This window comes from Bradyrhizobium sp. SZCCHNS30572 (assembly GCF_032484415.1).
Taxonomy (GTDB): domain Bacteria; phylum Pseudomonadota; class Alphaproteobacteria; order Rhizobiales; family Xanthobacteraceae; genus Bradyrhizobium.
This window is the reverse complement of sequence record NZ_JAUESY010000012.1, coordinates 143,185-165,044: the sequence shown is the minus strand read 5'-3', so window position 1 is coordinate 165,044 and position 21,860 is coordinate 143,185. Positions and strand designations below refer to the sequence as shown.

The following is a 21,860-nucleotide window of genomic DNA, read 5'->3' as shown; positions in this document are numbered from 1 at the left end:
ACGGAGGTTATGGGACGCGAGGACATGGTGACCGCTTCCTTGCGTATGAGCCGGGGATTTGAGCCGTGATCAACTCAGCTCACTCAGGTAGTGGAAGCGGCCGAACAGGCCACCGCGGCGAGGCCGGCGTCCCTCGCGAGCAGCTGCGCGAAAAAGCCGGTCTCCGGGCACCCGCCTTGCGCGCCGCGCGGCCAGCAGGCCGGCAACGTCACAGGCGTTGGCGATGCGCTCAACGCGTGCCGCCACAAGGTGAGACGCAGCCCGAGCCAAACCGTTCAGCAACGGCTGGAGATCGACGACGGGAAAAAGCTGCGGACCGCGAAAGCTGAGAACCTGCATGGGATTACTCCTCTAATTTTGAGCAACGCTCAAAATTCATATCTCAAAAATGAGCGCCGCTCAAGAAAATTCGATAAGGCGGAGCGATTGGGTAAACGAAGTCTTCCCGGCCGCGGCCAGTACACCAAGCAGGGCATCAAGCCATTGATTATAAAAAAATATTTCCGATGACCCGCCTAGGTCGGCGTCACCCGGCCGATTTGCGCAGCCAGACCTTGTTGTCGTGAAAGGCCGCGCCCCCGATCGGCGCGACGGTGTCGGCAGCGGTGAGCACGTTGATGCCCCGCCCCCCGACATGGGCGCGATTGGGATGGATGGATTCGGCGATCAGCACCCCGCGCCGGACTCCGTCGAACAGCCGGGCCGCAAGCGAGGTCTGGCCACGCTCGTTGCCGAGCGTGACGATATCGCCGTCGACGATGCCGAGCGGGGCTGCATCGAGCGGATGGATCATGACGGAGGGTCCCCCTTCCCGCGCCTGCGACGATGGCGTCTCGTTGAAGGAGGTGTTGAGGAACGAGCGCGCGGGGCTGGTCGCAAGCCGAAACGGATGCTGCTGATCGACCTCTTCGGTCACCGCCCAATGGTCGGGCAACGACGGCATGCGTTCAGGATTGCCCATGACGCGGCCGAATGGTGGATGCGCCCAGTCGGCCTTGAAGTGAAATTTCCCGTCGCTGTGCGCGAAGCCGTCGAGATAGTGCGAGGTGCGGAAGTCCGGCTGAAGGTCGCGCCAGACATCGGCCTCGAGCCCGGCGATATCGCCATGGCCGCTCTTCTTCAACGTCGCATCGATCAGCTCGCGCGGCGACATCTCGAAGCCCGGATGCACCGCCCGCAGCCGGCGCGCCAGGCCCTGCAGCACCTCATGATTGGACCGGCACTCGCCGGGCGGGTCGATCAGCTTCGGTCCGATCGAAATGTGCTGATGGCCGCCGCCGTAATAGAGATCGTCATGCTCCATGAACATCGTGGCGGGCAGCACGATATCCGCCATCTGCGCCGTCTCGGTCATGAACTGCTCGTGGACCGCGACGAAAAGATCCTCGCGCGCAAATCCGTTGCGAACCAGCTCCTGCTCGGGCGCCACCGTCATCGGATTGGTGTTCTGGATCAGCATCGCCTTGACCGGCGGACCGCCGCACAACGCTGCTCGATCCCCGGTGAGGATACGCCCGATCTGCGACTGATCGAGAAAGCGGGTGGAATGATCGACAGCATCATGGCCCTCGATGATCGTTTCATCGAAATGCCACAGCGCCGCGTTGTTGAAGAAGGCTCCGCCTCCCTCATACTGCCAGGCGCCGGTCACCGCGGGAATGCACGATGCCGCATGCATCTGCGCCGCGCCGTTCCTGCTGCGGGTGAAACCATAACCCAGTCGGAAGAAGGTCCGCTTCGTCTCTCCGACCAGACGGGCGAACGCCTCGATTTCGGCCACGGGAACGCCAGAGATTTGCGATGCCCATTGCGGCGTCCGGGTCTCCAGATGCGCTTCGAGTTCGGCAGGACAATCCGTGTACGTCTCCATATAGGCGCGGTCGGCATAGCCATCGCGAAACAGCACGTGCATCACGCCGCAGGCAAATGCGCCGTCGGTCCCAGGTCGCAGGATGACCTTGATGTCGGCCTGCTTCATGGTCTCATTGTCGTAGACATCGATCGCCGCGATCTTGGCGCCTCGTTCCTTCCGGGCGCGCGCCGCATGAGTCATGACATTGACCTGCGTGTTCACCGGGTTCGTGCCCCAGATCACGACCAGATCCGAGAGCGCCATCTCCCGCGGATCGACGCCGGCAATCTTCCCGGTGCCGATGGCAAAGCCGATGCGCGCGACATTGGCGCAGATCGTCGAGTAGAACCGCGAGTACTTCTTCACATGGGTGAGACGGTTGAGGCCATCGCGCATCACGAGACCCATCGTGCCCGCGTAATAATACGGCCAGACCGACTGAGCGCCAAAGTCGCGCTCCACCTGGAGAAACCGCTCGGCGATCACGTCCAACGCCTCGTCCCAGGTGATGCGTGCAAATTGCCCTGAGCCTTTCGGGCCGACGCGACGCATCGGATGCATCAGCCTCTCAGGATGATGAATCCGCTCGGCATATCTCGCGACCTTGGCGCAAACCACGCCAGCCGTATAGGTCTGCCGTTTCGAGCCGCGAACGCGGCCGATCGTCTTCCGATCGAGCACTTCGACGTCGAGCGCGCAGGCCGACGGACAATCGTGCGGGCAGGTAGAATGGCGGATATCGACCCGAGTCTGCTGGTTCATGCCCGATTGGTAGCATCAAAGAATGCATCCGCCGAGAGCATTCGCGAGGCATTCGCACGAACGAGATTCGTGCGTGTCTGCTCCACCGCAGATTTGCTTCTGGATGTGGACAAGTCGCCGCCGACAACGGCCGATCCGGCGTTAGGGGCGAGATGAAGACGGCAAGAAAAGACGATAGGCTCTGTTGCGTGCTCGTGGTTGCTGCCTGCGTACAGCGCAGTGCACCATCGCGAGTCCTCAGCTGACGGCAATTTCGATTGCAAAGCCAGTTTCATATATTAATATATCAGCTGAGGAAACGAAGATGTCCGGTCGACCCCCGAGGAAATTGGCCGCAGCGCCACGGCCCGTGGTCGCCCGCATGCGCCGCAATGGTCGCCCCCGCGGCGCGACAGCAGCGTCACGCATCTACACCGATCTCAGGTCCGAACTCGTGTCGCTCGTGCGCCTGCCGGGCGAACCGATTTCGGAAGCGCAGATCGCGACGGCCTATGGCGTCAGCAGGACACCGGTCCGCGAGGCCATTCTGAAACTCGCGGACGAAGGGCTGGTCGAGATATTTCCGCAGTCCGGCATCTTCGTCTCGCGCATTCCGGTCGCAGCACTCCCCGAGACCATCATCATCCGAAAGTCTCTCGAAGAGACGACCGCACGGATGGCGGCCGAGCATGCGACATCGAGCCAGTTGCTCAACCTGCATGCGACCCTCGAACGTCAGCGCGAGGCCTGCGCCGCAAAGGATCGCGAAGCCTTCCACCAGGCGGACGAGATGTTTCACGCTGGCATCGCCGAGGTCGCCGGCTATCCCGGGATCTGGAAGCTGATCGTTCAGGTCAAGGTTCACGTCGACCGCTATCGTCGACTGACCCTGCCGCAGATCGGACGGATGGCCGAAGTGATCGCAGAGCACGAACCAATTCTCCAGGCCATCGAACGGCGCGATCCGGATCGTGCCAGGGCTGCCATGGCGAGTCATCTGGAACGCCTGCTCGACGACATCTCTGAAATTCAGACCAAGAATCCGGAGTATTTCGATCAACCAGGCTAACGAGATGATCGCATCGAACCTTGCGGCGACACGATCATTCCGTCGGAGAGACGCCATGAAAAGACGCGATTTCATCAGACTGAGCGTGGGCTTTGCGGGCGTTGCAACGCTGCCGCCGATCTCGGCCGCCCTTGCGCAATCGAAGGCGGTGTTCAAGGCATCCGACGTTCAGCCGCCGGGTTATCCGACGGTTGCAGCAACAGAAAACCTCGGCAAGAAGCTTGCAGCGGCAACCAACGGCAGGCTGTTGATCCAGATGTATCCCTCCGCTCAGCTCGGCGGCGAGAAAGAGACTATCGAGCAGACCCAGATCGGGGCGATCCAGATACTGCGGGTCAGCGCCGGCGCGCTCGGCCCGATCGTCGACGACGTCAACGTCGTCAACATGCCCTTCCTGTTCAAGAGCATCGAACATTCTGAAAAGATGATGGACGGTCCGATCGGTCAGGACCTTCTGGACCGCGTCAGCGCCAATGCCAGCGCAAATCTCGTCGCACTCTGCTGGATGAATTCTGGCGCGCGCAGCATCTACAACACCAAGAAGCCCATCAGGACGGTCGAGGACGTCAAGGGGCTGAAGATCCGCGTGATCGGCAATCCCATCTTCATCGACATGATGAACGCGCTCGGCGGCAACGGCGTCGCGATGGGCTACGATCAGGTCTTCAGCGCGCTGCAGACCGGCGTGATCGACGGGGCCGAAAACAATCCGCCGAGCTACGTCTCCAGCAATCATTACACGGCCGCGAAGTACTATTCGCTCACCCAGCATCTCGTCATTCCGGAAATCCTCGTGTTCTCGAAGCGGTCCTGGGCAAACCTGTCGACCGACGACCAGACCTTGATCAAGAAGTTCGCGCGCGAAGCGCAGATGGAGGAGCGCGAACTCTGGAAGGCCTACGAGCGGGAAGCGATTGAGAAGGCCAAGGCCGGTGGCTCCGAGATCGTCGAAATCGCCAACAAGGCGCCGTTCCAGAAGGCCGTGAAGCCGGTCTGGGACAAATACGGTCCGAAGTACCAAGAAATGATCAAGCGCATTCAGGACATCGCATAGACCGCACGCTCGGTTCGGACGATCAGGAGGCTTACGATGGCCGGACTCTATCGCCGGGCGATGGATGCACTGTATCCCGCTTGCGTCATCGTGGGCGTAACGGCGCTCGTGCTGATCTCAGCCGTCATCCCTTGGGCGGTCTTCACCCGCTACGTCCTGAACGGCGCCGCTTCCTGGCCCGAGGCGATGGCCGTCCTGTTGTGCTGGTGCCACCAAGCCCTAACGCCGTCCTTCACGCGCTCGCGACCGGCGGGACGATCTCGATCAGCGCGCTGTTCATGGCGGGTGGTGTATTCCCGGGGCCGCTGCTCGGCTTCTCGCTGATCCTGCTCTGCATCGTGATCGCCTATCGCGAGGGCCATCCCCCACGGCCAGCGGGTCCGGCCAAGGATTTGGTCGTCCGCCGCCCCCCCGAAATCCAGCTCGCCGCCGGCGAGATACGGCCATCATCGGCTAGGTAGGACGCCGGAAAATGCCTCGCCGCCCCTACTCGTCTTCGTCTTGACCAGCCTCCGCCAATCCGCGTAGCGGCTCGGGGTTCAGAAGCACGATCGCCCCGTGCTCGAGGCGGACCCAGTCCCGCGCGGCCCATGCACGCAACTGCTTGTTGATGCTCTCCCGCGTCATGCCGACCATTTCGCTGATCTCTTGCTGCGTGATGGCAATGGTGCGGCTCGCGGCATCCAGCTTGCGCTTGTCGGTCAGGCCGAGCAGCGCACTGGCAAGGCGGCGGGGAAGATCCTGAAGGATGACCTGCTCGACCTGGTCGCTGGTCCAGCGCAGCCGATCGCAAAGCAGCTCGATGAACTTCATTGCCAGCACCGGCTGGCTCTTTACGAACGGCAGGAATTCGCGCCGATCGATGACCAGGATCTCGCAGTTCGTATTGGCCGTTGCATCGGCTGTACGTTCTCGTCCGTCGAGCACGGCGACTTCGCCGAATATCTCGCCGGCGCTGATCAGGTTCAGGATAGCATTGCGGCCGTCGGGCGACGAGACACTGATTTTGACGGTGCCACTGATCACGGCATACAAGCTCGAGCCGGGATCGCCTTTTGAGAAGATGGTTGCACCGCGCTTGAGCGATGTCGGCTTGGCGTAGCGGCAGAGCTGATCGACCGCATCAGCCTCGAGTTCACGAAAAATCGGATGCTGACGCAGCACCGACAGCTTGCCGTTGTTGGTAGGTCGGACGCTCGCCCGCTTTTCCTCAGCCACACCGCATCTCCCAGGCGTCCGAATACCGCCGCCCAAGGGAGAGGTCCAAAGCCGGTGGCCAAAGCCCCGCGAATGTCAGGGGACTATGGACACGCCTACAGCCACCAGCAAAGACGATCCCTCAGACTTGCGACCACCGATCCTCGATTTCATTGCACCTCGGAATACGGCAGATCGGCGGATTGTCCAGGAAAATGCGGCGAACGCTCAACGGCAAAGCCATGTGCCAATCGACGCCGGAGGCGTTTCCGCCGCAGATACGGGCCCGGCATACATTGTGCAGCGCGTGGGAATCGTCCAGCCGCCCCGTCGGACCAGCAGCGCTACTCTTCTGAGCGCAAGATGCCGCAGTCCAAGGGCAGCCTGTACCTCACACCCGATGCCTTGTCTGTGAATCAGCCCAAAGCAGGACCGCGGCGAACCCGACAAAGACCCCCACAACTGCAAAGCTGACCAACATAGCGTCGAGCGGCATGTCTCTCTCCCCTGTTCGAGTTTGAGATACAGTTCCCTACCGGCTGCGCGACAGTCCTTGATCCAGATCAATGCAATGCGGATTTCGCCAACGATGTCAGGCAGCAGCCATTGCTTCGGCTCGTGCCGAGTCCCGAAGCGAGACGCCCCCGGGCAGGATCGCGATGATGCCCTCCCGTTCGAGCTTCGTGAACGTTCGACTGACGGTCTCGATGGTGAGCCCGAGATAGTCAGCGATATCCTGCCGACTCATCGGCAACGGTACCATGTTAGAGGGCCCCCGAAGCTCCACCAGCCGATCCCTCCAGCCAACGAGGAATGTCGCGACCTTCTCCTCGGCGGATCGGCGCCCAAGAAGTACCATGTGATCACGCGCCTGATTCAGCTCCTGCACGGCCAGTTCGTTCATCCGGCGCAGCAGATTCGGCTTGTCCTCGGCAAAGCGTCCGAACGGTCCCTTCGCGAACTGGCAGACGGTGACGGGACCGATCGCGTCAGCCGAAAATCCGTGCCGTTCCTCCGTCGTCATGCCGACGAAGTCACCGGGGAGCGCAAATCCGACGATCTGCCTGCGTCCGTCGGGGAGAAGCTTGTAGAGCCTCATTACCCCATCCAATAAATTGTAGAAGCAGGACGACGTGTCTTCCTGCGCGAAAACCGTCTCGCAGGTCGCAAAATGCGCTCGGCGGCTGAGGTGCTCGAATTCGCGCATTTCGAACTGGTCGAGCGACGCACAGACACTGAATCCCCGCACGGCACAATCGGCACAGGCCTGCCCGTGGAAATCGATTGCAACAAGAGACGTCTTCATACGGGGGCTCCGGTGGGCCAAGCGCAAAGAGAATGATTGCATTCTAACGGACGCTCGAAGTTCCGATTGATTCAAATCAAACGAACCAACAATCCGGGCCCTATCGTGGCCGCCACTCCCAACCAATGGATATCGTGAATGCAGCGGCTTGTTCTGTGCCACCTTCTCGCCGCGATTGCGTTAGCGACCCCGTCATACGCGACGTCGACGGCGCAGCAACGCGGACAGGCTTTCGCGAAGGCCCACTGCGCACGATGCCACGCCATTGGTCGAACGGGAGATAGCCCGTTCGAACCGGCTCCTCCGTTCCGAAGCCTCCATCTCCGCTACCCGATCGAATCTTTGGGCGAAGCGCTCGCGGAGGGGATCATGACTGGTCACCCGGCCATGCCCCAATTCCAGCTTGCGCCGCCGCAGATCCACGATCTGCTCTCGTATTTGAAGAGCTTGGAATAGCCCGATCGATTCAGAGCGCCTGTATCGTCCAGGTCAGAATCGATTTGGCAATCCGGCCGAAGGCCTCATCGAAGGCGGACACGGCATCAGCAGGATCAAGCCGGGCAACGGGCTGGCTTTCGCCAAACAGCCGAGACGCGATGGCCTTGCCGTTCTTGTCGACGAGGCGAGCCGACAGGCCAATTTCCACCGCGGCGGTATCGCCATTGATCCGGAAACGGCGGACATCGATCAGCAGCTGAAAATCCGGCTGGCCCAGATCGGATGTCCGCAGCGGAGCGTGGGCCACATCGTAGTTCTCGAAGGCATCGATCAGACGTGATTGCAGCAACTTGGGGATGCTGTCAGCCCACAGGAAATCACCGAACCCGGGGTAGTCCTTTGTGGGCGTGAACAGCATGCGCTGAGTCTGCAGCATCGCCACGGCCGTGGGCTCAGGTATCGAGAGCTGACCCTTGATGGTCTTGTTGACCGGCCCCAGTTCTCTTGGCGCGCTCAGATCATAGGTGACTTTCTGTGCTGGAGCACCGCCTCCCGTCATTTTCTCCAGACCCGAGACGATTCCATCGAGCTTGCCGGTATTCCGCGCGAGGCCGTCCGAGAATGTCTTGAGGTTAGCGATCGTATCTTTGAGCGGCCCGGCATTCTCCGCAAGAACTGCGTCGACACGCCGCAGGGCGTCCCGGGCGGCCTGCGTCATGCTTTGTCCGGCGCCTGGTTCTGCAATCAAGGTCGATACGGCACTCGCCGCTCCTGCAGACGCGCCGCCCTCCAGCGCGATCACCGGCACTCCGGTCAGCCCCTGAAATTCCAACCCTACTTTGGTGTCGGCGCGCACCGGGGTCGTCGACGCCACGGAAATCGTTGCGTTGACCCGACGCGGATCGTTCGGCGCCAGACCGAGCTCAGTCACCTCGCCGACCCGGATTCCGTTGAACAGAACGGCAGCCCCGACCAGCAGGCCGGGCACCGAGCCCTCGAACTGCACGTGATAGGTCGTGCGAGGCCCGAGTCCTCCGGTGTTGTTGAGCCAGTAAACGAAGCCAAAGATCGCGACGATGGCCGCCAGCACGAAGCCGCCGATGACAGCGAAGGGCGCACGGGTTTCCATCTTTCAACTCGCTTTTGGTTGCAGCATCTGGGATCGCTTGCCGTGAAAATAGGCTTTGACCCATGGATGTTCTGATCGGAGGAGGTCGCTCATAGGACCAATCGCCACGATCCTGCCATCGGCCAACGCAGCGACACGGTCGCAGACCGTGTTGAGGCTGGCGAGGTCATGGGTCACCATGAACACCGTCAATCCCAACGTCAGCTGGAGCGTCTTGATCAGGGCGTCGAAGTCGCCGGCGGAGATCGGATCGAGGCCGGAGGTCGGCTCATCAAGAAATACGATCGCCGGATCGAGAGCGAGGGCGCGCGCCAGCGCGGCGCGCTTCGTCATGCCGCCGGATAGCTCGGCTGGGAATTTATCACCGTCCTCTGCGCGAAGGCCGACCATTTCGAGCTTGGCTATCGCGATCTCATCCATCAACTCCTGCGACATCTGCAGGCTCTCGCGCAGCGGAAACTGTACGTTCTGTTTGACCGTCAGTGACGAGAACAGAGCACCCTGCTGAAACAGAATTCCCCAGCGCTTCGCTGCAGCCTGCGTCGTCCGCTCCTCGGCGCCCCCAACGGTTGTCCCCATGACCTCAATGGTCCCGCTGCGCCGAGGAATGAGTCCGATGATCGTCCGCATCAGGACGGATTTTCCGCCGCCTGACGCGCCAACCAACCCGAGAATCTCACCGCGACGAACGTCGAGCGAAAGATTGTTCAGAACGAGCTGCCGGCCGAACCCGACAACGAGATCGGTCACGCGGATCGCGCTGGACACGCCAAGATCATCCATCGCTACATTCCAATGGACGCAAAAAACACGGCGAAAAGACCATCGAGCACGATGACCAGGAAAATGGATTTCACCACGGATGTCGTAGTCTGTTGCCCCAGCGATTCGGCACTACCTTTCACACGAAGTCCCTCACTGCAGGCAACAATGCCGATCACCAGGGCCATGAACGGCGCCTTCAATATTCCCACTTCGAAGTGCGTCACCGAGATGGCATCGTGTAGCCGGGCGATGAAGATTGCCGGTCCCATGCCGCCATAGAGCTGGGCCACCAGCCCTCCTCCATACAGGCCAGCCATCGAGCCGATGAAGGCGAGAATTGGCAAGGTCAAGATCAACGCAACGATACGGGGCAGAATCAGCACCTCGACAGGGTCAAGTCCCATCGTCACCAGCGCGTCGATCTCCTCGCGCATCTTCATCGATCCAAGCTCGGCCGTGTAGGCGCTTCCCGACCGCCCTGCCACCATGATCGCGACGATCAGAACGCCAAGCTCGCGCAGGACCAGAATTCCGACCATGTCGACGACGTAAGACTCGGCACCGAAACGTCGAAAATGGAAGATCCCCTGCTGGGCGATGATGGCGCCGATCAGGAATGTGATCAACACCACGATTGGAATGGCCTGCCACCCGATGCGGTACATCTGATAGACGAGGGAGGTCACGCGCAGAGATTGAGGCCGGCGCAGCGTGCGCAGCAGCGCAAAGAACAGCGCGGCCAACATGTCCAGAAACACCTTGATGTCCTGGGCGGCCCCCAGACTCGAACGACCGACGTCGGTGAGTTTGGCGAGGATCGGGTTAAGTCTCGGTGCCGGCTCGACGACTCGTCGATTGACCTGCCGGACCTCCTCGACGAGGCCGATGTAGTTTTCTGCTACCCCGATCATCTCGACCCGACGATCGCCCGCAGCAGCCCGGCGGCCGAGCTTCTCAAGCAACCAAGCACCGACGGTATCGATTTCGCTGACGGCCCCAAGATCGAGCTTCACGGCGGTCGCGCTGTTGATGCTGTTGCCGACAGAGCTGGTCAAGCTCTCGAGCTCTGCCACGTTCAGGGACACCCATGATCCGCTCGGACGAAGCTCGAGCACATCCTCCGTCGTCGCCGCGGTCAGTCCCGGATGAGCACGCAATTGGATGTCTCCCTCAGTCGGCGTGCCGAGGCACACCCGTTCCTAAATCGCGCCGATCTGCCTCGCTTGATCTGCGTCAATCCCGTCAGCGCAACGGGTTGAGCGAAATCAAGCATCGTGCCGAGCTACGTTCTACAGTGATTTTGACGCAAGGACAAAACATGGCCATCGACCCGACGCCCCTCCGGACCGAGCTGGAGAGCCTGACGCGAGAGCTAAGCCAGCTGTTGCGGGGCGCGGGTACGCCGCGTGACAACCCGGACGCGCAACCAGCCGCCGGAATGCTCGCTGCAGCGATCGAGGCGCTAGACATGCGTCTAAGCGAGACAGACGTTCAGGTGGAACGAATGATCAGGGATCGTCCGATCGTGGCGACGGCTTCGGCCTTCGCCCTCGGGCTTGCCGTTGGCCTCCTGCTGCGGAGAACTTAAGTGGATACCGAAAATGTCGTTAAACATTTACGCCTTCTCTGGCGGACGGACCGGGTCATTGCCGACATCAGGCTTCGGCACTTGCTCGTCGGGCTTGGCCTCCGGGCCTTTGCGGCGCTGATCGCCGTCTTTGGCCTCCTGATGTTCGAGCTGGCGGCCTATCTTGCATTGGTCCAGGTCACCTCCGCGGTCGTGGCAGCCGCGGCACTCGGAGCCTGCAATATCGCGATTGCGGCGATCCTGCTGATCATCGCATCCCGTGCACCGTCCGGCCGGGAACTCGAACTAGCCAACGAGATTCACTCCTCGGCAATGGACTCGCTGCAATTGGAAGCACGAGCTTTGCAGTCCCGAATCTCGAGCGTGGTCAACCATCCGCTCAACAGCCTCATTCCGCTGCTCATCGTTCCCATTGCGACGATGATCATCAGAACTCTCCGCTCGCATGGCGCTTCCGAAGGCGAGGCGGCGAGTCCGCCGTCCAATGACGACCACCATCCGACCTGAACCGATGGACCGGGTGAGAGGACACCGAAGATCTGAGCTTAGAGCCTGAGTTTGACATTGCAAAGGTCGCGCTCGGTTGGATCGGTTTTGACCTCGAAACCGAGATTCCTACACATCTCCAGCATGACGACATTCTCCTGCAGGACGTCGCCGGAGATCATCTTCAGGCCCTCCGACTTGGCGTATTCGATGATCAGCTGCATCAATGCCCAGCCGAGTCCGCGTCCCTTGAGATCCGACCGCAACAGGATCGCGTATTCCCCGCTCTCGTAAACCGAGTCGGAGTGAATCCTCACGACGCCGACCAGTTCGTTTGTCGCTTCATCGAGAGCTACAAAAGCCATCGCGCGCGCATAGTCGAGCTGCGTCAGGCGCGCGATGAACTCGTGCGTGAACTCCTTCATTGGGGCAAAGAATCGAAGACGCAGGTCCTCCGCAGTGACATGCTTGAGGAACTCATGAATGGTTGGCTCATCCTCGGGTCGGATCGGCCGCGCAAGGATCCGCCAGCCGTCCTTGACCTGGAGATGCCGTTCCCATTGGCTCGGATAGGGCCGAACGGCGAAATTCGACGGACCAGAGCCTTTGAATTTCGGCGGAACCCTGCCGACGGCGACGCGCGCATCGACGGCCATGACGCCGCTCTCGTCGGCGAGCAGCGGATTGATGTCGAGTTCGCGAATCTCGGGAACATCTGCTGCAAGCTGCGCAAGCTTGACCAGCACCAGTGCGACTGCATCGGGCTTGACCGCTGGGACATCACGATAGGCGCGCAGCAATCGTGAGACGCGCGTCCGCTCGATGAGGTTTCGCGCCAGATGGAGATCGAGCGGAGGCAGACCGAGCGCCTTGTCGTTGATGATCTCGACGGCGGTACCGCCTCTGCCGAACACGATCACGGTTCCGAAGGTCGGATCGTCGGCAATGCCCATGATCAGCTCCCTCGCCTTGGCGCGGACGATCATGGCTTGCACGATCACGCCGGAAATCCGTGCGTCGGGCCGAACGGCCTTCGCGCGGGCCATGATCTCGTTCGCGGCGTTACGCACGGCCTCGGCCGTAGTGAGATTGAGCACGACACCGCCGACGTCGGATTTGTGAATGATATCTCTCGACAAGATCTTGAGCACGACAGTTGTGCCTTGAGCGAACAACTGCTCCGCATATCCGACCGCCTCGTCGACCGAGGACGCAGCGAACGTCGGCACCATCGCAATATCATAGGCCTCCAGCAGGCGACTGATCTCGACCGGATCGAGCCAGGTCCGCCCGTCGGCGAGGGCTGTCGCTACAATTCTGCGGGCTGCCTCGACGTCGGGCGCAAAAGAGCTCGGCATGGCCGGCGGCACAGCGGCAAGCGATTCGACCACCTCCCGATGACGAACGAGATGCATGAAGCCGCGAACGGCGTCATCCTCCGTTGGGTAGTTCGGAATTCCTGCCCCGCTCAAGGTCTCGATGACCGACTGCTCCGCACCGACCCATGCCGCCAGAACCGGCTTTGCCCAGCGCCGGTGCTGCTTTCGATAGGTACTGACGAACTCGGTGACAGCCGTGGCAATGGCGCTCGCGGATGCAATCGCGGTCTGAACGTTCATGACGAGAATTGCATCGTTCGCTCGATCGGCGAGCAGCGCCTCGAGCGCGAGCGTGTAGCGTGCGGCATCGGCATCGCCGACGATGTCGACCGGGTTGGATCCGGACCAGGTCGGCGGCAGGATGGCGTCGAGTTTGTCGTGGACGACCGGCGAGAGTGCGGCAGGCACGCCTCCGAGCTCGACCAGTCGATCCACGGCGAGCACGCCGATCCCGCCGCCATTCGTGAGAATGGCGAGCCTCTTGCCCATGGGCGACTCCACCCGCCCCAGCGTTTCGGCGCAGTCGAACAACTCGCGCAGATCGGAGACCCGCAGAACGCCGGCCCGGCGAAAAGCCGCATCGTAGACGGCATCCGCTCCCGCCAGCGCGCCCGTATGTGTCGCGGCAGCTTGCGCACCGACGGCACCGCGGCCCGATTTCACGACCACAACCGGCTTGACCCTTGCCGCCGCTCGCGCCGCGGACATGAACTTTCGAGCGTCCTTGACGGCTTCGATGTAGAGCAGGATCGCGCGGGTCCCACCGTCCAGCGCGAAGTGGTCCAGTAGATCTGCGAGATCGACGTCCAACTGATCGCCGATCGAGACGATTCCAGAAAACCCAACACCGCGCTGAGCAGCCCAATCTACCATCCCCGCCGCGATAGCGCCGGACTGTGAAATGAGCGCCAGGCTGCCTGCAACCGGCATGTGCGCCGAAAAGCTCGCATTGAGCTTGATGGTCGGCATCATGATGCCGAGACAGTTCGGCCCAATGAGACGCATGCCGTATTTCTGCGCTGCCTTCTCGGCCTGGTCAGCGAGCGACCCCTCTCCATGCCCGAGACCCGAGGTAATGATCAGAGCCCCTGCCGTCCCCAACGCGCCTGCGCGATGAATGAGATCCGGGATCGAAGGGGGTGGCGTCGTGATCACCACAAGTTCCGGCACAAACGCCAATTCGGCGAGACTGCCAACGGCTGCGATGTTGGATATTTCCCGATAGCGGGAATTGACCAGGCCAAGCTTGCCCTCGAACCGCGCCTTGACGATATTGTCGAGAATGGCCTTCCCTACCGAGTTCGGTCGCGGACTCCCTCCGATCAGAGCGATGGAGCGAGGCAAAAGCAGGTTCCGCAATCGGTAGGTCGACATTTGCACGTCCAACATCAGTTGGTGAAAGGCGGGTGAATCCCGGAGATTGATCTTAGTTTCAATCCGCAGCGGGTCTAGCGCGACTTATCATCCCAGCATAGTGACGGATGCAATACCGCTCCGTTCCCCGACCGCACCTGCCGGCTCTGCTCGGTAGGCCGCAGTATTCGAACCAAGTCCTTGATGAGCATCAAACGATTGCCGGGCTGATTATCTTATTACCCTGCAAATTCGTCCGGGAGGCATCTCCGATGCGAGCGATGGTTCTGCGAAAGCCTGGAGCGCCTCTGCAGCCCGAGACACTCGCGGACCCCGATCCTGGTCCCGGTGAGATCCGCGTCAAGGTCAGGGCATGCGGTGTGTGTCGCACTGACCTGCATGTGTTCGACGGTGAGCTTCCCGACATCCGGTATCCGATCATCCCCGGACACGAGATCGTCGGTCATGTCGATCAGATTGGTCCTGGTGTGACGACGCACAGGCTCGGCGAGCGGGTCGGAATTCCATGGCTGGGGCATACATGCGGCCACTGCACGTTCTGCGCACTTGGTATGGAAAATCTCTGCGACCAGCCGACGTTTACCGGCTATACGCGCGATGGCGGCTATGCGACCCACACCGTCGTCGACGCAAATTATGCGTTCCCGCTCGGAGGTCTGGAGGACGACATCGCCACCGCACCGCTGTTGTGCGCCGGCCTGATCGGCTGGCGATCCCTGGTCATGGCAGGGAACGCCGAGAGGCTTGGCATCTACGGATTCGGCGCGGCCGGTCACATCGTTGCCCAGGTGGCCCGCTGGCAGGGGCGCCAGATCTATGCGTTCACCCGCGAGCACGACGAGGCTGCGCAGGATTTGGCGCGCCAACTTGGCGCCACATGGGCCGGAGCGGCGGGCCAGCGTCCCGATGTTGCTCTGGACGCGGCCGTCATCTACGCGCCGGCTGGCGAGCTTGTTCCGGCCGCTCTGCGGGCTGTTCGGAAGGGCGGCCGGGTGGTCTGCGCAGGTATCCATATGAGCGACATTCCGACGTTCCCGTATTCCCTCCTCTGGGGAGAACGCCAGGTGGTGTCCGTCGCCAACCTGACGCGGCAAGACGGTCTCGATTTCCTGCGAGTCGCGCAGCAGGCTCAAATACGGACCCATACGACGCCCTATCCGCTGTCCGACGCAAATGACGTTCTGGCTCGCCTGAGGCGGGGTGACGTCGTCGGCGCGGCGGTGCTCATCCCGGACTTTTGAATTGAACGCGGCAACACCGCCCATGGCATCACCATCCGATCAGGAACTGGTCTTCTCCTTCTTGGGCAATACCGCCCGACATCCAGGTGTCCGCCGGATCGACACGCACGCGGCTTCCGTGTTTCTGATCGGCGACCGCGCCCTGAAGATCAAGCGCGCCGTTCGGCTGCCATTTCTGGACTATTCGACGCTCGATCGGCGTAAGGCCGCGTGTGTAAAGGAAATGGAGATCAATCACCCGTTTGCTCCGGACATCTATCTGCGTGTCGTCGCCATCACCAAGGCGCCCGACGGGTCATTCGATGTCGGTGGATCCGGCACTCCGGTCGAATATGCCGTCGAGATGCGTCGCTTCGATGACAGCCAGACGCTTGATCATCTTTCTCGCCGCCAGCAGTTGGACGTCGGATTGGGCGAGCGTCTGGCAGAGACGATCGCAGCGTCGCATGCAGTCGCCGTTCGGAGCTCCTCCAATCTGTGGACGGAGTCCATTCCAATCTGGATCGACGCATTCGTCGCCAGCTTTCGGACAGTCTCGCGATTTGGCGAAACGGAGGTCGAAGAACTCCGCGTCCTTTGCCACTCGGCCTTCGCGCGGCTCCGCCCCCTGCTCGAGCAACGTGCAAAGGACGGGCACGTGAAACGCTGCCATGGCGACCTCCATCTGGCCAACATTGTCCTCATTGACGACAAGCCGGTGCTGTTCGACGCCATCGAGTTCGACGACCGAATAGCCACGATCGACGTCCTGTACGACCTCGCCTTTCCACTGATGGACCTCTTGCACTTCGCGCAGCCGGTCGCTGCAAGCCACCTCTTGAACCGCTACCTCTCGACCGCAGCGCCCGACCAGACCGAAGGATTGGCTGCTCTGCCTCTGTTCATGGCGATCCGGGCCGCCATCCGTGCACAAGTCTTTGTCGCAAGGTTCGACCGCCTTGATGCTGAACACTCGGACGCAGATCGCTCCGCAACGATCGAGACCGCAGAGAGCTACTTTCAACTCGCGCGCAGCCTGATTCGGCCGGCGGAGCCGAGGATGATCGCGGTCGGAGGCCTGTCGGGAACGGGGAAATCTGCGCTCGCCCGGGCTCTCGCTCCTCTCTTGGTTCCTCCACCGGGAGCAATCGTGTTGCGCAGCGATGTGCTGCGCAAGCAACTGTCTGGCGTGAAGGAAACCGAACGCCTCCCAGCTGAGGCCTATACGCCGGAATCGAGTGCACGAGTCTATCGAGAGTTGACGACGCGGGCCAGCCGCGTGCTCTCACAAGGTTTCACGGTGATCATCGACGCCGTGTTTGCACGTTCGGATGAACGGCAGGAGAGCCATGATCTCGCGAAACGGCTGAAGGTGCCCTTTGCCGGCCTCTTCCTCGTTGCAGATTTGCGCAGCCGGCAGGAGCGGATTCACCATCGAGTCGCCGATGCGTCCGATGCAACGGTCGGGGTTGCCGAGGATCAGGAACACTACGATATCGGTGGTCTCGATTGGCTCCAGGTCGATGCGTCAGGCACGGCTGAGACGACATTGGACCGAAGCCTTTCATTGCTCCGGGCCAGCGCCTAAGCCCGACGGGATGGTGCTCCTTGGCCGCAACATGCGGCGATCACGTGTGCACGTAGTCGCCCGGCGCGTCTCCGAGATCATTCGAACGATCTGTCCCGAGTTGCGGCGGCGCGCCCGGCGCTCCCGACTGCTGTCCGAGCCATGCTGTCCAGGCCGGCCACCACGATCCCTCCAGCTTTGGAGAGCTGCTCTGCCACTCGTCCGGCCCGAGATAAGGAGCGTCGGCAGCCTTGGTCCGCATCTGATGGGAGCGCCCCTGCTCGCCCGGCGGCGACACGATGCCGGCATTGTGGCCGCCGCTCGCGAGCACGAAAGTGACGTCAGCATCAACCTCGTAATGGACCTTGTACGTCGATTTCCAAGGCGCAACGTGATCACGCAGCGTCCCGACGACGAACATCGGCGTGTGGATATCGGAGAGCGAAACAGGCTTCCCCTCGACCCGATACCGCCCCTCGGCGAGATCGTTGTTCAGGAAGAGCTTGCGCAGATATTCGGAGTGCATCCGATACGGCAGCCGCGTCGCATCTGCGTTCCATGCCATCAAGTCGCTCGGGTTTGCGCGCTCGCCGAGAAGATAGTCGCGCGAGACACGAGACCAGATCAGATCGTTGGAGCGCAGCAATTGAAATGCGCCCGCCATCTGGGTGGTATCGAGATATCCACGCTCCCACATCATGTCTTCGAGAAAGGCGACCTGGCTTTCATTGATGAAGAGCGTCAGCTCTCCCGCTTCCGTGAAATCGGTCTGGGCCGCAAACAGCGTGATTGTCTTCAGACGCTGGTCGCCATCCCGTGCCATGGCTGCCGCCGTGATCGAAAGAAGCGTTCCCCCGAGACAATAGCCTGCGGCATGGACCGGCGTATTCGGAATGATCGTTCCGATCATGTCCAGGGCAGCCATGACGCCCAGCGAGCGGTAGTCGTCAAACGCAAGATCCCGGTCTTCCGCTCCGGGGTTTCGCCAGGAGATCATGAAAACCGTAAAGCCCTGGTCGGTCAGGTATCGGACCAGCGAATTGTGCGGCGACAGATCCAGGATGTAATACTTCATGATCCAAGCCGGTACGATCAGGACCGGCTCTGGTCGCACCTTCTCGGTCGTCGGCATGTATTGAATCAGCTCAATCAACTGATTGCGAAGCACAACCTTGCCCGGTGCGGTCGCGACAGTCTTGCCGACGACGAACTCACCATTGCTCGATATCTTTCCCGGCTGCATCACCTGCATGATATCGGCGAGCCAGTTCTGCCAGCCGAAGATCAGGTTCTCGCCACCGCTTTGAAACGTCCTTTCCAGAACTTCCGGGTTGGTCGCTGCAAAGTTCGATGGCGCTAAAATGTCGAGCAGTTGACGAATTGAAAAGTCGACGACGGCTTCGTTGGCGGGGTCGACACCACGAATGCCGGTGGTCGCCTTGTGCCACCAATCTTCTCCAAGCAGGAACGCCTGGGCGAACAAGTTGAACGGTTGGGCCGTCCATTGCGGCTTGGAAAAGCGATGATCGTTGGCCTGCGGCCTGATCAGATCCCAAGGACCGCGATTGGGATCCGCAAAATGCAATGACCGTTCGGCAACCAGCTTCGCGCCGTTCCAGGCGTCTCGGACGATCTCGATTTGACGCTGAGGCGCAGCCGCCAGATGGCACACCCAATCCAGATACGCCATCGACAGAGCAGCCGGCGATATCCCCGCGGTGAGTCGAGCCAGCATCGCGCTGAACGCCTTGTCCAGCTCGTGGTCCTCGCGCCGAAATGCCCCGGAGCCCGCGTCGGCTTCCTGACAGAGCGACCTTGCGTTCGATGTAGCGAGCCCCCCCGCCGGCTTCAAAGAGGTCTCTACGGAGACAACGGCCTTGCTCCGGTCGTTGTCGGTTATTCTCTCACGCTCCCGCGCCTCGAGACGCGACACACCCGCACTCTTCAGTTTCGCCACCGTTGCCCCATAAGATTCACGCTGGCATCAATCAGGCGTTGCCCGTGCTTGAAGAGTCGATCGCAATCCCGCCTGACGAAATCAATCTGATGCCGTCCACATTCCTGAACCATCGCCTGGATTCCCATCACGGAATGCACGCCAGCCAGCTTCGACACGAACTCGGCCAGCAGATGCGTCTCCGTACGCGCGCGATCCAGCACTTCGTTGCTGGCAAACAGAACCTCCTCCATGACGATCTGCTGCGAACCAACTAGCAGCTCAAGTGCGTGCTTGTTGGAGAGAGCGACACGTTCGGACAGTTCGGCCGTTTCGTCGGCCAGGATCTTGGTCCCGGAGAACTCGGACATGGGCACCTCTCCTCTCGCTGGATCAGAATGCTTTATAGCTGCAATTCAATGCCAAGACCTTGAGCTGCGTCAATGACGGCGGCGGCACCTCCTTTGACCTGCGTCAATTCAAGACCGTCGCAGCGGGTTACTTTTTCTTAGCCTTTGACATTGGAGTTCGCCATGCGCGCCCATCAGATCATGACCCGTCCCGTCATCACTGTGACCCCTGACACTTCCATCGTGGATGCGGCAAATATCATGCTTCAACGGCACGTCAGCGGCCTTCCAGTGGTCGACCCCGGCGGAAAGCTGGTGGGCGTCGTCTCGGAAGGCGATTTCATTCGCCGAACGGAGATCGGCACTGGGCGAAAGCGCGGCCGTTGGCTGCGATTCATTCTCGGGCCCGGAAAGTCGGCCGCCGACTTCGTCCACGAGCATGGTCGCAAAGTGTCAGAGGTGATGACCAAGTCTCCCTTGACGATCACCGAAGACGCCGCGCTGGCTGAGATCGTGGAACTGATGGAAAAGAACCACGTGAAGCGGTTGCCCGTGGTCAAGGGAGACCGGGTGATCGGCATCGTGTCACGGGCGAACCTGCTGCAAGCGGTTGCCGCGCTCGGGCGGCAGGTTCCAGATCCAACGGCCGACGACGATCACATCCGCAACCGCGTGATCGACGCCCTCGAGAAGAACGACTGGTGCCCGTTCGGATTGTCCGTCATCGTCAAGGACGGTATCGTTCATCTGAGCGGCGTCATTACCGAAGAGCGGTCGCGGCAGGCGGCGATCGTTGCCACCGAGAACATCTCTGGCGTCAAGAAGGTGCATGATCATCTGTGCTGGGTCGACACCATGTCGGGCATGTATCTGAACTCACCGGAAGACGATGAGATGGCCAAAGCCGGCTGATGGCTGCTGAGGACGCTGCCGCTCTTCTTCCGTGTCTGGCACCAGTGACGATGCCTTAGGCTCCCGGATCGTTGCGTCCGAACGCCCCTACCTGACGCAGGGCTTCGATCTCCTGCTCGGTGTACCGAAGCCTGTCGCGCAGAATTGCGGCCGTATGCTCTCCCAGCCGCGGCGCCGCCGTGGGCTCGACGGTCGGTGTGAGCTTCATGGTGATTGCCGGCTCGACGTTGGGTATCGAGCCTGCCGTCGGGTGCGGAATACGACAGGTGCGGTCGCGCATCCGGACCTCGGCCGCGTTGAACGCCTGCTCGACCGTTCGAACGTGTCCAACCGGAACTCCAGCCTGGTTCATCCGAGATATCCAGACATCCATCCGTTCCGCGGCAAGGATGTCGGCGATGAGGCCGCGCAGTTGCGCACGGTTGACCCATCTCGCTCTTCGCGTGGCAAAGCGAGGATCGCTCAGGAGATCCGGACGACCAAGTACCTCCGTTGCCAACCGGCGGTAGAGTCGATCGTTGGCACATGCGATGTAGAGCGGGCCATCTGACGCTTCAAAGACGCCGACCGTCGGAGAGTCGTTCGGCGAATTGCCCGTTCGCGTGGGGTTCACGCCGCTCATCAAATACGCCATTCCGGAGAAGCCCGTCATCGCCAAGGCGATGTCGAACAGCGCCACTTCGACGTGCTGCCCGCGACCGAGCCGCTGCCGGGCGGCAAGTGCCAGCAGGATGGCATTGCAGGCGGACATGCCGGTGGCCAGATCAACGATCGGAGGACCGGTCCGCACCGGCGGACCGTCGGCGAAACCGTTGAGGGACATGAACCCGCTTTCCGCCTGGGTGATTGGATCGAACCCTGATCGCCACGCGAATGGACCTGAGCGTCCGTAGGCCGAGATCGAGCAATAGATCAGCCCGGGATTGGTGCTGGACAGTGTTTGATAGTCCAGCCCGAACCTCTCCATGACGGACGACGAGAAATTCTCCACGACGATGTCGGCCTTGGCGATCAGCGCACGAGCGACGTCTCTGGCCTGCGGTATCGTGAGATCCAACACCATACCGCGCTTGTTCCGGTTGAGGCTGAGGAACGCCGCGCTCTCTCCGCCGAGCTCGGCGTGTTCGTATGCGCGGGTATCGTCTCCCGTGAGCGGCTGCTCGATCTTGATCACCTCGGCGCCGAAATCGGCCAGCGTCTGTGTACACGCCGGCCCTGCGACAACGCGCGTGAAGTCGATCACCAGCAGACCCGCCAGCGCGGTTGGCGCGTCAGGCGGCCGTGGCGCACGCTCTGGCAGGGTGACCTCGGCCGGCATCCCAGAGTCCTTCCCGCTGCTTTGATCGTCTGAAGCGATCTTCCGTTAACTGCCGGGCGCGGCTTGTCTCCAACGTCCGACAACGCATGGTTAGCTCAACGACAGCCGCAAAAAAAGCCCGGGTCGGAGCTGTCGGACCGGCTTAATTCTGCTGCAGCGCAATGCAATCTGCATGAGGC

Annotated in this window: 20 protein-coding genes; 10 read left to right on the top strand and 10 right to left on the bottom strand. The window is 61.4% G+C overall.

What is annotated here, in order from left to right; genetic code table 11:
• The first annotated feature begins 90 nt into the window (after positions 1-90).
• Positions 91-510, top strand: coding sequence for a hypothetical protein (locus tag QX048_RS31565; protein WP_315825121.1), 420 nt, complete (start codon positions 91-93; stop codon positions 508-510).
• Between the two features lie 16 nt (positions 511-526).
• Here the strand turns inward: QX048_RS31565 and QX048_RS31560 are convergent, their stop codons facing one another.
• The gene (locus QX048_RS31560) at positions 527-2,614 is read right to left on the bottom strand and encodes a molybdopterin oxidoreductase family protein (protein WP_315825122.1); all 2,088 of its coding nucleotides are present in this window, start codon (positions 2,612-2,614) and stop codon (positions 527-529) included.
• Positions 2,615-2,975: 361 nt separating this feature from the next.
• On the opposite strand from QX048_RS31560, the gene QX048_RS31555 reads away from it, so the two are divergent.
• The 3 genes from QX048_RS31555 to QX048_RS31545 all read left to right on the top strand — a co-directional run bounded on the left by QX048_RS31555 (position 2,976) and on the right by QX048_RS31545 (position 5,177).
• Entirely contained in the window at positions 2,976-3,662 is a 687-nt protein-coding gene (locus QX048_RS31555) for a GntR family transcriptional regulator (RefSeq protein ID WP_315713634.1), read from the top strand.
• A 55-nt stretch (positions 3,663-3,717) separates the two neighbouring features.
• Entirely contained in the window at positions 3,718-4,716 is a 999-nt protein-coding gene (locus QX048_RS31550) for a TRAP transporter substrate-binding protein (protein ID WP_315825123.1), read from the top strand.
• A 206-nt stretch (positions 4,717-4,922) separates the two neighbouring features.
• Positions 4,923-5,177, top strand: a complete 255-nt coding sequence (locus QX048_RS31545) for a hypothetical protein (RefSeq protein ID WP_315825124.1) — start codon at positions 4,923-4,925, stop codon at positions 5,175-5,177.
• 25 nt (positions 5,178-5,202) lie between these two features.
• Here the strand turns inward: QX048_RS31545 and QX048_RS31540 are convergent, their stop codons facing one another.
• Both QX048_RS31540 and QX048_RS31535 read right to left on the bottom strand, forming a co-directional pair.
• On the bottom strand, positions 5,203-5,934 hold the full coding sequence (locus QX048_RS31540; protein WP_315712940.1) for a Crp/Fnr family transcriptional regulator: 732 nt from the start codon (positions 5,932-5,934) through the stop codon (positions 5,203-5,205).
• Between the two features lie 571 nt (positions 5,935-6,505).
• Positions 6,506-7,219, bottom strand: a complete 714-nt coding sequence (locus QX048_RS31535) for a helix-turn-helix domain-containing protein (protein WP_315712941.1) — start codon at positions 7,217-7,219, stop codon at positions 6,506-6,508.
• Positions 7,220-7,357: 138 nt separating this feature from the next.
• On the opposite strand from QX048_RS31535, the gene QX048_RS31530 reads away from it, so the two are divergent.
• Entirely contained in the window at positions 7,358-7,675 is a 318-nt protein-coding gene (locus QX048_RS31530) for a cytochrome c (protein WP_315825125.1), read from the top strand.
• Between the two features lie 10 nt (positions 7,676-7,685).
• Here QX048_RS31530 and QX048_RS31525 read toward each other — a convergent pair whose 3' ends face one another.
• Genes QX048_RS31525 through QX048_RS31515 form a run of 3 tightly spaced genes read right to left on the bottom strand, consistent with a single transcriptional unit; the run spans position 7,686 to position 10,708 of the window.
• Positions 7,686-8,786: an ABC-type transport auxiliary lipoprotein family protein gene (locus QX048_RS31525; protein WP_316159259.1), complete on the bottom strand. Its 1,101-nt coding sequence runs from the start codon at positions 8,784-8,786 to the stop codon at positions 7,686-7,688.
• 3 nt (positions 8,787-8,789) lie between these two features.
• Complete coding sequence (locus tag QX048_RS31520) at positions 8,790-9,569, bottom strand: ABC transporter ATP-binding protein (RefSeq protein ID WP_315712944.1); 780 nt, start codon at positions 9,567-9,569, stop codon at positions 8,790-8,792.
• Positions 9,570-9,571: 2 nt separating this feature from the next.
• Entirely contained in the window at positions 9,572-10,708 is a 1,137-nt protein-coding gene (locus QX048_RS31515; protein ID WP_315825127.1) for an ABC transporter permease, read from the bottom strand.
• Positions 10,709-10,869: 161 nt separating this feature from the next.
• Here QX048_RS31515 and QX048_RS31510 point away from each other — a divergent pair, with 161 nt between their 5' ends.
• Positions 10,870-11,139, top strand: a complete 270-nt coding sequence (locus QX048_RS31510) for a hypothetical protein (protein ID WP_315825128.1) — start codon at positions 10,870-10,872, stop codon at positions 11,137-11,139.
• Positions 11,140-11,646 carry a phage holin family protein gene (locus tag QX048_RS31505; RefSeq protein ID WP_315712946.1) on the top strand — a complete coding sequence of 169 codons (507 nt, stop codon included), beginning with the start codon at positions 11,140-11,142 and terminating at the stop codon, positions 11,644-11,646.
• Positions 11,647-11,684: 38 nt separating this feature from the next.
• Here QX048_RS31505 and QX048_RS31500 read toward each other — a convergent pair whose 3' ends face one another.
• Positions 11,685-14,378 (bottom strand): bifunctional acetate--CoA ligase family protein/GNAT family N-acetyltransferase, encoded by a 2,694-nt coding sequence (locus QX048_RS31500; protein WP_315712948.1) that lies wholly within the window; start codon positions 14,376-14,378, stop codon positions 11,685-11,687.
• A 251-nt stretch (positions 14,379-14,629) separates the two neighbouring features.
• Here QX048_RS31500 and QX048_RS31495 point away from each other — a divergent pair, with 251 nt between their 5' ends.
• The gene (locus QX048_RS31495; RefSeq protein ID WP_315825129.1) at positions 14,630-15,619 is read left to right on the top strand and encodes a zinc-dependent alcohol dehydrogenase family protein; all 990 of its coding nucleotides are present in this window, start codon (positions 14,630-14,632) and stop codon (positions 15,617-15,619) included.
• Positions 15,620-15,641: 22 nt separating this feature from the next.
• Entirely contained in the window at positions 15,642-17,186 is a 1,545-nt protein-coding gene (locus tag QX048_RS31490; RefSeq protein ID WP_316159260.1) for an AAA family ATPase, read from the top strand.
• Positions 17,187-17,226: 40 nt separating this feature from the next.
• Here the strand turns inward: QX048_RS31490 and QX048_RS31485 are convergent, their stop codons facing one another.
• Both QX048_RS31485 and QX048_RS31480 read right to left on the bottom strand, forming a co-directional pair.
• Positions 17,227-18,900: a PHA/PHB synthase family protein gene (locus QX048_RS31485; RefSeq protein WP_409977959.1), complete on the bottom strand. Its 1,674-nt coding sequence runs from the start codon at positions 18,898-18,900 to the stop codon at positions 17,227-17,229.
• A gap of 209 nt (positions 18,901-19,109) precedes the next feature.
• Complete coding sequence (locus QX048_RS31480) at positions 19,110-19,472, bottom strand: hypothetical protein (protein ID WP_315825132.1); 363 nt, start codon at positions 19,470-19,472, stop codon at positions 19,110-19,112.
• A 162-nt stretch (positions 19,473-19,634) separates the two neighbouring features.
• Between QX048_RS31480 and QX048_RS31475 the strand changes: the two genes are divergently transcribed.
• Positions 19,635-20,363, top strand: coding sequence for a CBS domain-containing protein (locus QX048_RS31475; RefSeq protein ID WP_315753506.1), 729 nt, complete (start codon positions 19,635-19,637; stop codon positions 20,361-20,363).
• Between the two features lie 55 nt (positions 20,364-20,418).
• Here QX048_RS31475 and QX048_RS31470 read toward each other — a convergent pair whose 3' ends face one another.
• On the bottom strand, positions 20,419-21,681 hold the full coding sequence (locus tag QX048_RS31470) for a CoA transferase (protein WP_315712958.1): 1,263 nt from the start codon (positions 21,679-21,681) through the stop codon (positions 20,419-20,421).
• Positions 21,682-21,860 lie beyond the last annotated feature (179 nt).